At 68.8% G+C, this 10,733-nt stretch carries 12 protein-coding genes; 4 read left to right on the top strand and 8 right to left on the bottom strand.

Annotated elements, in window-relative coordinates:
• Positions 1 to 78: 78 nt before the first annotated feature.
• Entirely contained in the window at positions 79 to 573 is a 495-nt protein-coding gene (locus DWB68_RS06740) for an ArsR family transcriptional regulator (protein ID WP_119424374.1), read from the bottom strand.
• Between the two features lie 48 nt (positions 574 to 621).
• Positions 622 to 858, bottom strand: a complete 237-nt coding sequence (locus tag DWB68_RS06735) for a putative acetyltransferase (protein ID WP_233548649.1) — start codon at positions 856 to 858, stop codon at positions 622 to 624.
• A gap of 164 nt (positions 859 to 1,022) precedes the next feature.
• Here DWB68_RS06735 and fdxA point away from each other — a divergent pair, with 164 nt between their 5' ends.
• From fdxA to DWB68_RS06720, 3 genes are all read left to right on the top strand, one after another.
• On the top strand, positions 1,023 to 1,349 hold the full coding sequence (gene fdxA, locus DWB68_RS06730) for a ferredoxin (protein WP_158588227.1): 327 nt from the start codon (positions 1,023 to 1,025) through the stop codon (positions 1,347 to 1,349).
• 4 nt (positions 1,350 to 1,353) lie between these two features.
• Positions 1,354 to 2,457, top strand: coding sequence for a succinyldiaminopimelate transaminase (gene dapC / locus DWB68_RS06725; protein ID WP_199700399.1), 1,104 nt, complete (start codon positions 1,354 to 1,356; stop codon positions 2,455 to 2,457).
• Positions 2,458 to 2,723: 266 nt separating this feature from the next.
• The gene (locus DWB68_RS06720) at positions 2,724 to 4,001 is read left to right on the top strand and encodes a citrate synthase (protein WP_119424371.1); all 1,278 of its coding nucleotides are present in this window, start codon (positions 2,724 to 2,726) and stop codon (positions 3,999 to 4,001) included.
• A gap of 137 nt (positions 4,002 to 4,138) precedes the next feature.
• On the opposite strand, the gene DWB68_RS06715 is transcribed toward DWB68_RS06720, so the two are convergent.
• Positions 4,139 to 4,999, bottom strand: coding sequence for a hypothetical protein (locus tag DWB68_RS06715; protein ID WP_147391608.1), 861 nt, complete (start codon positions 4,997 to 4,999; stop codon positions 4,139 to 4,141).
• 25 nt (positions 5,000 to 5,024) lie between these two features.
• Positions 5,025 to 5,987 carry a 2,3,4,5-tetrahydropyridine-2,6-dicarboxylate N-succinyltransferase gene (dapD, locus tag DWB68_RS06710; RefSeq protein ID WP_119424369.1) on the bottom strand — a complete coding sequence of 321 codons (963 nt, stop codon included), beginning with the start codon at positions 5,985 to 5,987 and terminating at the stop codon, positions 5,025 to 5,027.
• A 46-nt stretch (positions 5,988 to 6,033) separates the two neighbouring features.
• Here dapD and dapE point away from each other — a divergent pair, with 46 nt between their 5' ends.
• Entirely contained in the window at positions 6,034 to 7,134 is a 1,101-nt protein-coding gene (dapE, locus tag DWB68_RS06705) for a succinyl-diaminopimelate desuccinylase (protein WP_119424368.1), read from the top strand.
• Between the two features lie 129 nt (positions 7,135 to 7,263).
• Here the strand turns inward: dapE and DWB68_RS06700 are convergent, their stop codons facing one another.
• From DWB68_RS06700 to DWB68_RS06685, 4 genes are all read right to left on the bottom strand, one after another.
• On the bottom strand, positions 7,264 to 8,160 hold the full coding sequence (locus DWB68_RS06700) for an amino acid ABC transporter permease (protein ID WP_119424367.1): 897 nt from the start codon (positions 8,158 to 8,160) through the stop codon (positions 7,264 to 7,266).
• On the bottom strand, positions 8,157 to 8,837 hold the full coding sequence (locus DWB68_RS06695) for an amino acid ABC transporter permease (protein ID WP_394162374.1): 681 nt from the start codon (positions 8,835 to 8,837) through the stop codon (positions 8,157 to 8,159). Before DWB68_RS06695 ends, DWB68_RS06700 begins: the two co-directional genes overlap by 4 nt.
• Positions 8,838 to 8,913: 76 nt before the next feature.
• Positions 8,914 to 9,753 (bottom strand): glutamate ABC transporter substrate-binding protein, encoded by an 840-nt coding sequence (locus DWB68_RS06690; protein ID WP_119424366.1) that lies wholly within the window; start codon positions 9,751 to 9,753, stop codon positions 8,914 to 8,916.
• A 70-nt stretch (positions 9,754 to 9,823) separates the two neighbouring features.
• Positions 9,824 to 10,594: an amino acid ABC transporter ATP-binding protein gene (locus DWB68_RS06685; protein WP_119424365.1), complete on the bottom strand. Its 771-nt coding sequence runs from the start codon at positions 10,592 to 10,594 to the stop codon at positions 9,824 to 9,826.
• Between the last annotated feature and the right edge of the window lie 139 nt (positions 10,595 to 10,733).

The following is a 10,733-nucleotide window of genomic DNA, read 5'->3' as shown; positions in this document are numbered from 1 at the left end:
CAATCACCACCGCGGCCACACATCACTCAAGGGCTCCACCCCCGCCAGCCGCGTACCCAACCTGGCGGGGCAATACAACTAGCCGGCCGAGGTGTCGAGGTGGTGTGCCACGAAGAGCGAGGTGGGCACGGCGTCGTCGCCGGCCGGACGGTTCGCGAACTCCTCCACGAGGTCGCGCAGGCGGGCGAGCAGCTCGAGCTGGTCCTCCTCGCCGAGCTTGAGGCCCACGCGCATCACCTGGATCTCGTCGGGCGCCAGGCCGTTGACCTCCTGCAGGAAGGTCTCCAGCAGCACGGGCGCCGCGTCGGGCAGCGGGGTGTTCCAGGAGAGCTTGGTGCTGCGGTACGGCACCTCCTTAGCACCGCGCTTGCCGCGCCGCTCGGGCTCGGCCTCGAGGAAGCCGGTGTTCACGAGCGTGCGCACATGGTGCAGGGTGGTCGCCGGGTTCATGCCCAGGGCGTCGGCGATGTCCTTATTGGTGCGGGCCTGGTGCAGGCACAGCCGCAGGATCCGCAGACGGACGGGGGAGGAGAGGGCGCGGGCGCGCGCCTGGGCCGTCTCATCGGTGTTCATGCCAGCATCTTAGGCGGAAAGCGCCCAGTGATTGAAACTCTCTAATCGCTAGCGTGACGCGAGCCGCGCGGGAGGCGGCGGCACGGGCTTGGCGTGCGTGATGCTCGAGGTCTCGATGGACACCTCGCCGCGCTTGGTCAGCACCCCGATGCGGCGCCCTGCGCCCTCGCCGCGGACCCACAGCAGCTCGCCGAGCGCGTCGCTCAGCCCGGTCTCGGGCGGGGTCAGGCGGTAGCGCACCACCACGCGGGTGCCGGGGCGCAGGGCGTCGAAGAGGTCGCTCACCCCTCCAGCGTATCGGGGCAGGGGCGGGTGCCCTTGGTGGGCAAGGACACCCTTATCCCTGCCGCTGCGCGCTCGGGACTAGACTGGCGGGAGACATGTGAGCGCCCGGCGTCCGCGCCGTGAGCGTTCGTTTTACCCGAAGACCAGGAGAGGTCGGCGTCACCGTGACGTACATCATCGCGCAGCCCTGCGTGGACCTGAAGGACAAGGCCTGCATCGACGAGTGCCCCGTCGACTGCATCTACGAGGGCGAGCGCAGCCTCTACATCCACCCGGACGAGTGCGTCGACTGCGGCGCCTGCGAGCCCGTGTGCCCCGTCGAAGCCATCTACTACGAGGACGATGTCCCGGAGGAGTGGGCGGACTACTACAAGGCAAACGTCGAGTTCTTCGACGATCTGGGCTCCCCGGGCGGCGCCGCCAAGATGGGCAAGATCGACGCCGATCACGCGTTCATCGCCGCCCTGCCGCCGCAGAACCAGGATCACTGAGCGCGTGCTGAAGCTTCCCGATTACCCGTGGGAGGCCCTCGCGCCCTACCGCGAGCTGGCCGCCGAGCACGAGGGCGGCGTCGTCGACCTCTCCATCGGCACACCCGTGGATCCCACGCCCGTGCACATCCGCGAGGCCCTGGCCGCCGCCGCCGACGCCCACGGCTACCCGACCACCCATGGCACGCTGGCCCTGCGCCAGAGCATCGTCGAGTGGTTCGAGCGCCGCCGCGGCGTCACCGGCCTGAGCACCGAGGATGTCATGCCGACCGTGGGCTCCAAGGAGCTCGTGGCCTGGCTGCCGCTGCTGTTGGGCCTGGGCGAGGGGGACGTGGTGGTCCGCCCGCGCGTGGCCTACCCCACCTACGACATCGGGGCGCAGCTGGCCGGCGCCACGGCCGTAGCGGCCGAGGAGCTCTCCGAGCTGGACCCCGAGACCCGCTCGCGCGTCAAGCTCGTCTGGCTCAATTCCCCCGGCAACCCCACGGGCGCCGTGCTCTCCACCGAACAGCTCAGGGCCCGCGTTGATGCGGCCCGCGAGCTCGGAGCCGTTGTGGCCTCGGACGAGTGCTACGCCGAGCTGGGCTGGGGCGAGTGGGAGGCTGGCGTCCCCTCGGTGCTCGCGCCCGAGGTGAGCGGCGGCGAGCTGAGCAATCTGCTCAGCGTCTACTCGCTCTCCAAGCAGTCGAACCTCGCCGGTTACCGCGCCGCGTTCATCGCCGGCGCGCCCAACCTCATGGGCGAGCTCGTGAACTCCCGCAAGCACGCGGGCATGATCGTGCCCGCCCCCGTCCAGGCGGCCATGATCGCCGCCCTGGGCGATCACGCGCACGTCGCGGCGCAGAAGGACCTGTACCGCGCGCGCCGCGAGGCCCTGCTCCCGGCCCTGCGCGCCGCCGGCTTCACGATCACCCACTCCGAGGCCGGCCTGTACCTGTGGTGCAGCCGGGGCGAGGGCACGTGGGACTCCATCGCCTGGCTCGCCGAGCGCGGCATCGTGGCCGGTCCCGGCGTCTTCTACGGCACCGAGGGCGAGGGGCACGTGCGCGTGGCCCTCACCGCGAGCGACGAGCGCATCGCCGAGGCGGTCCGCCGCCTGGCCGCCTGAGGCGCCCACCCACTCAGCAACACAGCGACGCCGCGTGACCCGAGCACCGTTCGGGAAACGCGGCGTCGTGCTGTGGACGGACCACGCGCCTGCCGCGTCAGCACGCCGAATCCCGGCCCTCCCGATACTGTCGCCGCGCCCGCGGCGGGGCGCGCCGGGCGCGCCCGGGGGAGGGCCCGTTTTCGCCAGGGACCCTGACAAGCGTTAGATTGGCCGGTGAGAACCGGTGTCACCACACCATTCAAACTCCGTGAGGAGAACCATCCATGACTGAAGCGAAGGCCCGCCTCGATTTCGCGGGTTCCAGCCTCGACCTCCCGATCGTGAACTCCGTCGAAGGCAATGACGGCTTTGCGATCGCGCCCCTGCTCAAGACGACCGGGAACGTCACCTACGATCCCGGCTTCATGAACACCGCGGCCACCAAGTCCGCCATCACCTACATCGACGGCGACGCGGGCATCCTGCGCTACCGCGGTTACCCGATCGAGCAGCTGGCGGCGAACTCCACCTTCCTCGAAACCTCCTACCTGCTCATCTACGGCGAGCTCCCGAGCGCCACCGAGCTGGAGGACTTCGATCAGAAAATCCGCCGCCACACCCTGCTGCACGAGGAGCTCAAGGGCTTCTTCGACGGCTTCCCGCGCGACGCGCACCCGATGCCGGTGCTGTCCTCGGCCGTCTCGGCGCTCTCGACCTGGTACCAGGATTCCCTGGACCCGTTTGACCCGGAGCAGGTGGAGCTTTCCACCATTCGCCTCCTGGCCAAGATGCCGGTCATCGCCGCCTACGCGCACAAGAAGTCCCTGGGTCAGGCCCTCCTGTACCCGGACAACTCCATGAACCTCGTGGAGAACTTCCTGCGCCTGGCCTTCGGCATGCCGACCGAGCCCTACGAGCTCGATCCCGACATGGTCAAGGCCCTCGATCTGCTGCTGATCCTGCACGCCGATCACGAGCAGAACGCCTCCACCTCCACGGTGCGCCTGGTCGGCTCCACGGACGCGAACCTCTTCGCCTCCGTCTCGGCCGGCATCAACGCCCTCTTCGGGCCCGCCCACGGCGGCGCCAACGAGGCCGTGCTGAAGATGCTGCGCTCCATCCAGGCCGACGGCGTGTCGCCGGACGCCTTCATGGAGAAGGTGAAGAACAAGGAGGACGGCGTCCGCCTGATGGGCTTCGGCCACCGCGTGTACAAGAACTACGACCCGCGCGCCAAGATCATCAAGCAGACGGCCCACGACATCCTCGCGAAGCAGGGCGCCAACGAGCTGCTCGACATCGCGATGAGCCTGGAGGAGAAGGCGCTCAGCGATGAGTACTTCATCCAGCGCAAGCTCTACCCGAACGTGGACTTCTACACCGGCCTGATCTACAAGGCCATGGGCTTCCCCGAGAAGATGTTCACGGTCCTCTTCGCGATCGGCCGCCTCCCCGGCTGGATCGCCCAGTGGCGCGAAATGATGCTGGATCCCGAGCGCAAGATCGGTCGCCCGCGTCAGCTCTACACGGGCCACGCCTCCCGCGATTACCCGCAGGCCTGATTGGCTGGTGGGCGGGCCTTGCCGGCCCGCCCACCGGCGCCCCAGGCACAGCACGACGCCGCCGTTCCCACCTCAGGGTGGGAACGGCGGCGTTTGCTGTTGCTGGGGTGGGGACGGCGCGCCCGGCGCCGTGCCGCCTAGCCCTGACCCGCCGCTGAGGCGAGCTGGATGGCCACCGTGCCCGCGCCGTCGTGCCCCTCGCCGCGCTCCCAGGCGCCCTTCTCGCGCGTCCACGTGAGGCCGCCGTAGGAGACGGAGACCGTTGAATCCTCCTGGGCGTGGGCCACGGCCCATTGCGCCAAGGCCCAGCCTTGCTCGGTGGAGGACACCCGCGTGCTGACGATGTCGCCCTGCACCTTGGGGGAGAAGGTCGAGGAGCCGTACTCGGACTCCATGCGCTTGGCTACGGCCGCGGCGGAACCGGCCCCCGTGGTGCGGCGCAGCGAGCAGGTGAGCGCCGACGCTGACTGCCCCGTGAGGGCGGAGGCGAAGGCGCGGCCCAGGTCCTCATGGTCGGCGTAGGCCTCGGGGAACGCGCTGCGCTGGACCTTCTGGGCCGCCTGCGTCACGCTCATGCTGCGGTAGTCGAAGGTGACGAGCTCGTCGAAGAAGGCGCCGGCCGCGTAGACGGGGTCCATGACCTGGGCCTGCGTGCCCCAGCCTTGGGAGGGGCGCTGCTGGAACAGGCCGCGGGAATCCGGCCCGGCCGTGTCGCCGTAGTCGAGGTTGCGCAGCTTGGACTCTTGGAAGGCGGTCGCCAGCGCGATGCTCGTGGCCCGCGAGGGAAGCCCGCGTCCCACAGCGACGGCGGAGATGGTGGCGGCGTTGCCCGCCTGCTCGGGATCGAGCGTGTGCTTCACCGAGCCCACGGTGGTGGCGCACTGCACCACCACCAGGGCCTGGCTGTCATGGATGTACCGCTGCACACCCCAGATACCGCCACCGATCACGAGGGCGGACACCGCGAGGGCAAGGGCCGATCGGGCTCCGCGTCGCATACCTGCCAGCGTAGCCTGGCGGGCCTCAGTTGGCGTGGAGGGCGTCGTTCAGCTCCACCGTGCCGGTCGCACGGGGGAGGGCCTCCACGGCGCCCGTGAGCGAGTTACGGCGGAAGAGCAGGTTGGCGACGCCGGAGAGTTCAAGCGCCTTCACGACCTTGTCCCCGAGCTGCACACGCGTACCGGCCGTGACGTACAGGCCGGCCTCCACGACGCAATCGTCGCCGAGCGAGATACCCACGCCGGCGTTGGCGCCCAACAGGACGCGCTCGCCCAGCGTGATGCGCTGCATGCCGCCGCCGGAGAGCGTGCCCATGATGGAGGCGCCGCCGCCCACGTCGGAGCCGTCGCCGACCACCACGGAGGCGGAGATGCGGCCCTCGACCATGGAGGTGCCGAGGGTGCCAGCGTTGAAGTTCACGAAGCCCTCGTGCATCACGGTGGTGCCGGGGGCCAGGTGCGCGCCGAGGCGCACGCGGTCGGCGTCGCCGATGCGCACGCCGGAGGGCACCACGTAATCCACCATGCGCGGGAACTTGTCCACGCCGTAGACGGTCACGGGGCCGCGGGCCTGCAGGAGGGCGCGCGTGAGCTCGAAGTCCTCGACGGCACACGGGCCGGCGGAGGTCCAGACCACGTTGGTCAGCAGGCCGAAGACGCCATCGAGGTTGATGGTGTTCGGCGCGACGAGGCGGTGGGAGAGCAGGTGCAGGCGCAGCCAGGCGTCCTCGGCGGAGGCCGGGGCCTCGTCGAGGTTCGCCTCGACGGAGACGACGCGGCGCGTGGTGCCGCGGGCCTCGTCGGTGGACTCGAGGGCGGTCAGGGAGGCGCGGATCGCCTCGGCTGCCTCGTCCTGGCCCAGGGGCGCGAGCTCGGGGCGCGGGAACCAGGCGTCGAGCAGTGCGCCCGAGGCATGGAAGGTCGCGACGCCGTGCGCGGAGGCCAGGCGGGACGGGGCGGGGGAGTTCGTGGCTGTGGAAGCAGTCATGTCATGCATCCTAGGGCGCGGCGCGCTCCCGGTAGGCTCGCATGACATGAGCACCACGAGCAGCGAAACACTCTCCCTCGACCTGCGGGGCGACGTCGCCCACCTCACGGCGGCACTCATGGACATCGAGTCGGTCTCCGGCATCGAGACCGCGATCGCCGACGCCGTGGAGGCGGCCCTGCGCGCCCTCCCGCACCTGAGCGTGCTGCGCGACGGCGACGCGATCGTGGCCCGCACCTCCCTGGGGCGCGCCCAGCGTGTGGTGCTCGCCGGTCACCTCGACACGGTCCCGCTGCCCACGACCCCCGGCTCGCGCGGCACGGTCCCCTCCAGCTGGGACGGCGAGACGCTCTACGGCCGCGGCGCCACGGACATGAAGGGCGGCGTGGCGGTGCAGCTGGCCCTCGCGGCTGCGCTGACCGAGCCGAACGCCGACGTCACCTATGTCTTTTATGACCACGAGGAGGTGGAGGCCTCGCTCTCGGGCCTGGGCCGCCTCGTGGACCACCACCCCGAGCTGCTGACGGACGCGTCGTTCGCGATCCTCCTCGAGCCCACCAACGGCGCGGTCGAGGGCGGCTGCAACGGCACCATGCGCTTCAAGGTGACGACCACGGGCAGGGCGGCGCACTCGGCGCGCGCCTGGATGGGCGAGAACGCCATCCACAAGGCCGCCCCCATCCTGACCCGGCTCGCCGCCCACGAGCCAGCCACGATCCACGTGGACGGCCTGGACTACCGCGAGTCGCTCAACGCCGTGCGCATTCACGGCGGGGTGGCCGGCAACGTCATCCCCGACCACTGCGAGGTCGAGGTCAACTACCGCTTTGCCCCCTCGCGCAGTATCGAGGAGGCCGACGCCTACGTGCGCGAGCTCCTCGAGGGCTTCGACGTGGAGCGCACCGACGCCGCCGCCGGCGCCCGTCCCGGCCTGGACGTGCCCGCCGCCGCGAGCTTCGTTGCAGCCGTGGGCGCGCGGGCGCTGCCGAAGTACGGCTGGACGGACGTGGCGCGCTTCTCCGCCCTGGGCATCCCCGCCGTCAACTTCGGCCCGGGCGACGCGCTCCTGGCTCACTCCGACAACGAGCACGTCGAGGCCGCCGCGATCCGTGAGTGCCTCGCGGCGCTCACCCGCTGGCTCGCCTGAGCCGGCAGGCGGCCTGACAGCATCCTGTCAGCGGCTCGCTGAGCGAACGACGACGCGGCCCGGCCTTCCGTACGGAAGGCCGGGCCGCGTCGTCGTGCAGGTGAAGATTCCTCACCCTCCGCCACGAGGCTAGAGGGTTTGCGGCGCGCCCATGACCTGCGCGGGAGGCGCCTCGGCGCCGCCGTCGTTGTGGCCGGCGGCCCCCGCCTCGCCACGGCTGGCGAGGTAGCGCGAGAGCCACTTGGCCAGCGCGGAGAGCGCGTAGTTGATGACGATGAAGATGGCTGCGGCGACCACGAGGGCCTGGAACACGTTGCCGTTGCCCGTGCCCACGAGGTTCGCGCTGTAGAGCAGCTCGTTGTAGGTCACGATGGAGCCGAGCGCCGAGTCCTTCAGGATGATGACGAACTGGCCGATGAGCGCCGGAAGCATGGCGGTGAGCGCTTGCGGGACCTCGATCGAACGCAGCGACTGCCCGCGGGTGAGGCCGATCGCGATGCCCGCCTCGCGCTGGCCCTTGGGCAGGCCCTCCACGCCCGAACGCACGAGCTCGGCGATGACCGAGCCGTTGTAGAACGTCAGGCCGAGCACCACGGCAACAAACGGGCTCTGGTCCGGCGGCACGAGCTGGGCGCCGCCGAGGAAGAGCCAGAAGAAGATCATCATGATCAGCACGGGCACCGCGCGGAAGAACTCCACCACGATGGAACTGATGACGCGCACCCACGTCATGTGGGAGAGCCGGCCCAGGCCAAAGACGAAGCCGAAGACGAGCGCCAGGACGATCGAGATGGCCGCCGCCTTGAGCGTGTTCATGAGGCCCGGGAGCAGGTAATCGGACCAGATGCTGCCCTGGGCGAAGACGTTCCATTTCTCCGGCTTGAGCTCCCCGGCATCTCCCAGGCCCTTGAAGAGCAGGTAGAGCACGAAGAGCAGCACGGCCGCGCCGATGACGTTGATGATGAGGATGGTGCGCTTGGTCTTGGGACCGGGCGCATCGAAGAGGACTGATTGCTGAGCGCTCATCGGGCCACCGCCAGCTTCTTGGAGAGGTAGGTGGTCAACAGGCCCACCGGGACCACCACGATCACGAAGAACATGGCGATCGTGAGGAAGATGAGGATGCCCTGGTCGGGGCGGAACTCGATCATGGTCTTCATGAGGCCCGAGACCTCGGCCACCGAACCGGCGGCCACGACCGTCGTGTTCTTGATGAGCGAGATGAGGGTGTTGCCGATCGGGGTGATGGCGCCGCGCAGGGCCTGCGGAAGGATGATGTTCTGCGCCGCGGGGAAGAAGCCGAGGCCGATGGCCCGGGCCGCCTCCGCCTGCCCCTGCGGGACGGTGTTGACGCCGGCGCGGATCGCCTCGCAGAAGAAGGCCGCGTGGTAGATCGCGAGGCCGAAGATGGCGATTTGGAAGAAGTTCAGGTTGAAGTCGCTGCTGAGCTGCCACGTGAACACGCCGTAGAGCACCGCGACGCCGAACGTGATGATGATCGTCAGCGGGGTGTTGCGGATGATGTTGACGTAGGCGGTGCCCACCCAGCGGAAGCTTGGCACGGGCGAGATGCGCATGAGGGCCAGGATGAGGCCCAGGATGAGGGACGCCACGGCGGCGTAGAAGGCCAGCTGGATGTTGCCCCAGAAGGCTGCAAGCATCTGCCCGCCGTACTGCTCCCACAGGGATAGGTAGCCACTCACGGCTCAGTCTCCTTCAGGTCGGGTGTGAGGATGCCGTGGTGGGCGCCCCTGAGGGGCGCCCACCATGTGCCTGACGTCAGGAGCAGGCGTCGGGCTTGGGCGGGTTCGTCTCGGCGTTCGGCGTGTAGCCGGTGCCCTGGGTGTTGGCCTCGAGGGCCTTCTTCCACTCGCCCGAATCGATCATCTTGGTGATGGCCTTGTTGATCGACTCGCACTTGTCGGAGCCCTTGGGCAGGCCAACGCCGTACTTCTCCGTGGAGAACGGCGCGCCGACCACCTTGAACTTGCCGTGGTTCGCCTTCGCCGCGGCGAGGCCGGCCAGGATGATGTCGTCGGTCGTGACGGCGTCGATGCCGCCCTTCTCCAGCAGGCCGAGGCAATTGGCGTAGCCGGACTGTTCCACGAGCTGCACGCCCGGGACGTCCTTCTTGACCTTCTCGGCGGAGGTGGAGCCGGTGACCGAACACAGCTTCTTGCCGGAGAGGGAGTCCTTGCCGGTGATGCTCGAGTCGTCCTTGCGGACCAGGAGGTCCTGGCCGGCCACGAAGTACGGGCCGGCGAAGGAGACGCGCTCCTTGCGGGCGTCGGTGATCGAGTAGGTCGCGAAGATCATGTCGACCTGCTTGTTCGCGAGCATGTTCTCGCGGTTGGCCGAGGGTGAGGAGACGAACTCCACCTTGTCGGCCGGGTATCCGAGCTCGTTGGCGACGTACTTGGCGACGTCGACGTCGAAGCCCGTGTAGTTGGAGCCGTCCTGGAAGCCGAGGCCAGGCTGATCGAACTTGATGCCGATGCGGATCTTGCCCTCACCGGAGCCCGAACCGCCGCCACCGCCGCCGCAGGCGGTGAGGCTGAGGGCCACGGCCGCCGCGGCACCCGCGAGGGCCATCGTCTTGCGCTTGCTGAACAGAGCCATGAGGCTCTCCTTTCGAAGGTGGCTGGTGTCCCGAGGGACGGTCGCCGGAGTGATGTGTCTCGTGGGGGCTTTAGTGGGTGATGAGTTTGGACAGGAAGTCCTTGGCACGATCCGTCTGGGGGTTCGTGAAGAACTCCTCGGGCGTGGACTCCTCCACGATCTGACCGTCGGCCATGAAGATGATGCGATCTGCCGCCTTGCGGGCGAAGCCCATCTCGTGGGTCACGACGATCATCGTCATGCCCTCCCTAGCCAGCGAGATCATGGTGTCGAGCACCTCGTTGATCATCTCGGGGTCGAGGGCGGAGGTCGGCTCGTCGAAGAGCATAACCTTGGGGCGCATGGCCAGGGCCCTGGCGATGGCGACGCGCTGCTGCTGGCCGCCCGAAAGCTGGGCCGGCATCTTGTCCTTCTGGTTGGCCACGCCAACCTTGGCCAGGAGCTCGAGGGCGAGCTTTTCTGCCTCCGGCTTCTTCATGCCGCGGACCTTGAGTGGGCCCAGCGTCACGTTTTCGAGAATCGACTTGTTGGCGAAGAGGTTGAAGGACTGGAACACCATGCCCACCTCGGCGCGCAGCTTGGCGAGCGCCTTGCCCTCCTGGGGCAGGAGCTCGCCATCCACCCTGATCTCGCCCTCGTCGATGGTCTCGAGGCGATTGATGGTGCGGCACATCGTGGACTTGCCCGAGCCGGAGGGCCCGAGCACCACGACCACCTCGCCCTTGCCGACGGCGAGATTGATGTCCTTCAGGACGTGCAAGGGGCCGTAGTGCTTATTGACGCCCTTCACCGATACAACAGTTGCTGAGCCGTCTGCGCGGCCCCCGGGTGCGGTGCTCATGTCTAGGGAGGGTAGTCGGTGTGATTCGCTCCACAAAGAACCTCCGGCTTGTCCCACATAAAGGATGTGTAACGGTAGTGTATTTTTCCGCCAGGCGAAAAACGACTTTCGGCGGCCCCGGCGCGCGTGCCCGTAGGCT

The organism is Galactobacter valiniphilus (assembly GCF_003575975.1).
In the GTDB taxonomy this organism is placed as follows: domain Bacteria; phylum Actinomycetota; class Actinomycetes; order Actinomycetales; family Micrococcaceae; genus Galactobacter; species Galactobacter valiniphilus.
This window is presented reverse-complemented; position numbering and strand designations above follow the sequence as displayed.

What these genes read in the sequence shown, in the direction of transcription:
- DWB68_RS06740 (WP_119424374.1), bottom strand. Translation starts at nt 573, where the DNA reads ATGAACACCGATGAGACGGCCCAGGCGCGCGCCCGCGCCCTCTCCTCC.
- DWB68_RS06720 (WP_119424371.1), top strand. Translation starts at nt 2,724, where the DNA reads ATGACTGAAGCGAAGGCCCGCCTCGATTTCGCGGGTTCCAGCCTCGAC.
- DWB68_RS06715 (WP_147391608.1), bottom strand. Translation starts at nt 4,999, where the DNA reads ATGCGACGCGGAGCCCGATCGGCCCTTGCCCTCGCGGTGTCCGCCCTC.
- dapD (WP_119424369.1), bottom strand. Translation starts at nt 5,987, where the DNA reads ATGACTGCTTCCACAGCCACGAACTCCCCCGCCCCGTCCCGCCTGGCC.
- dapE (WP_119424368.1), top strand. Translation starts at nt 6,034, where the DNA reads ATGAGCACCACGAGCAGCGAAACACTCTCCCTCGACCTGCGGGGCGAC.
- DWB68_RS06700 (WP_119424367.1), bottom strand. Translation starts at nt 8,160, where the DNA reads ATGAGCGCTCAGCAATCAGTCCTCTTCGATGCGCCCGGTCCCAAGACC.
- DWB68_RS06690 (WP_119424366.1), bottom strand. Translation starts at nt 9,753, where the DNA reads ATGGCTCTGTTCAGCAAGCGCAAGACGATGGCCCTCGCGGGTGCCGCG.
- DWB68_RS06685 (WP_119424365.1), bottom strand. Translation starts at nt 10,594, where the DNA reads ATGAGCACCGCACCCGGGGGCCGCGCAGACGGCTCAGCAACTGTTGTA.